The organism is Oleiphilus sp. HI0086 (genome assembly GCF_001635225.1).
In genome coordinates, this window is record NZ_LWFZ01001023.1 from 1 (window position 1) to 2,002 (window position 2,002).

At 46.9% G+C, this 2,002-nt stretch carries 2 protein-coding genes and 1 pseudogene; all 3 read right to left on the bottom strand.

The annotated features are described in order from the left end of the window. On the bottom strand, positions 1–710 hold a 710-nt coding region (locus tag A3756_RS18300), incomplete at its 3' end, for a FliH/SctL family protein (protein ID WP_068554191.1). 1 nt (position 711) lies between these two features. Next, positions 712–1,734, bottom strand: coding sequence for a flagellar motor switch protein FliG (gene fliG / locus A3756_RS18305; protein WP_068508201.1), 1,023 nt, complete (start codon positions 1,732–1,734; stop codon positions 712–714). Continuing rightward, positions 1,727–2,002 (bottom strand): annotated as a pseudogene (locus A3756_RS27940) (flagellar basal body M-ring protein FliF); the annotation flags it as partial. The gene fliG and the pseudogene A3756_RS27940, both read right to left, overlap by 8 nt.

The window sequence follows — 2,002 nt, forward strand, 5'->3', positions numbered from 1 at the left end:
TCCAGCATACTCTGAACAGCTTTTTGAAATCGTTTTTCAACGGTATAGTCAATCACCTGAGCTGAAGTCTTCAGTAAGAAGCCACCCGCTATAACACTTGGATCTTTCACTAGCTCAATACCAGAACCTAAAGCCTCTAGTGCTTTTGAAACAGTTTCATAATCCTGCTCATTGACCTTTAACATTGCCCCTGAGTCCAGCGCTGGCAAACCTTCCATGACTCGAGACAAAGCCAGTGTAAGGCTTGCACTATCAATATTGAGCTCTCGGTGAATCACTGCTCTGGAAAGCGCAACCGCAACATTTAACATCGCCTCTTCAACGACTTGCTGTTGCTGCTGAATGGGGTTAACCAACTGGTTCATTAGGGCATCTAGCTGTGACAATTTTTCGGCAATTTCACCCTGGCCTTGGGCAACCCCTTGTTCGTAACCTTCACTTTTACCGGCCTCCAAACCTTCTGCATGACCCGCAGCACGACCGTCCTCTGAACCTTTAGCGAAACCATCTCGATGGCCTTCTTCAAAGCCGGAGTCATATGCCTGCTTAGTTATTGATTCAATTTGCTGTGCAGTCGGTGGTTTGACTTTCTCCTTTCTGGCGTTTTCTGCCTGACTAGCCGCACGACCGGGATCGCCAATATTCGGCAGCTCCCAGCGTTCGTAGGCGCTCAGTTCACCTAAAGGGACACGCTTGTTTTTGTCACTCATGCTATATCATCGCTTCGCCAGATCCGCCCAGCGCAATTTCACCGGATTCAGACAAGCGTCGAGCAATGGTGAGTATCTCTTTCTGCGCACCTTCTACCTCACTCACCTTAACAGGACCTTTCGCCTCAAGGTCATCACGGAGTAATTCGGCAGCACGCTTAGACATATTCTTAAAGATTTTTTCTTGTAATTCAGTATCAGCACCCTTGAGTGCAACAATAAGAATATCTGAGGAGACTTCCCTGAGGAGCGTTTGTATCCCTCTATCATCAACATCCTTGAGATTATCGAAGACAAACATCAGCTCTTCTATCTCAGTACCGAGTTCAGCATCAACTTCTTTGATACTATCCATCAAGTCGGCTTCAATAGTTGTATCAATAAAGTTCATAATATCTGCCGCACACTTGACACCACCGATCTTACTGGTCTTAGTCGCAGCGTTACCCGAGAACTGTTTTTCGAGAATATCATTCAGCTCTTGCAAAGCCTGTGGCTGAATGCTTTCGAGAGAAGCGACACGCATAATAACGTCAAGACGTACCTTTTCGTCTAATACGCCTAGCACTTCAGCAGCCTGATCTGATTCAAGATATGACAATACAATGGCCTGAATCTGTGGATGCTCATAACGTATAAGCTCCGCTACAGCACGACCATCCATCCATTTAAGCGTATCTAAACCAGTTGTATTACCACCAACAAGAATTCGGTCAATTAAGCTATCCGCCTTGTCCTGACCTAAAGCCTCTGTCAGCATATTCTTGATATACTCATCAGAACCGATTCCCATACCCGTTTGGGATCCGACAGCCTCCAGAAACTCGATCATTACCCCTTCGACCTGTTCCTGACTAATATCTTTCAATGCCGCCATAGAGGTACCCACCCGCTGTACTTCTTTTGGCCCCATATGCTTCAAAACCTGGGCAGCGTCCGCTTCACCCAGGCTCATTAGTAAAATCGCAGCAGCATCTACCCGCGAAACTTTTGGCAGCTTTTTATCGCCGTCACCATCAGTCATCTACATTTACCCATTGACGAATTACCTGAGCAACCCTAGCAGGGTCCTCAGCAATCAAACCTTTCAAGGCATTAAGTTGTCGATCAAAACCTTCCGAAGCCCCCGGTAACAGAAACTCATCAGAGGCACTCAAAGTAACTCGTTCTCCTGCCTCACCTTCACTCATGGCATCCATCTGTGCCAAACCGTCCTCATCTCCCGCTAAAGCAAGCTCTTTCGCTTGAGCGCCAGCTTCAGAAAGATTCTTAAACACTGGTCGAATGACGGT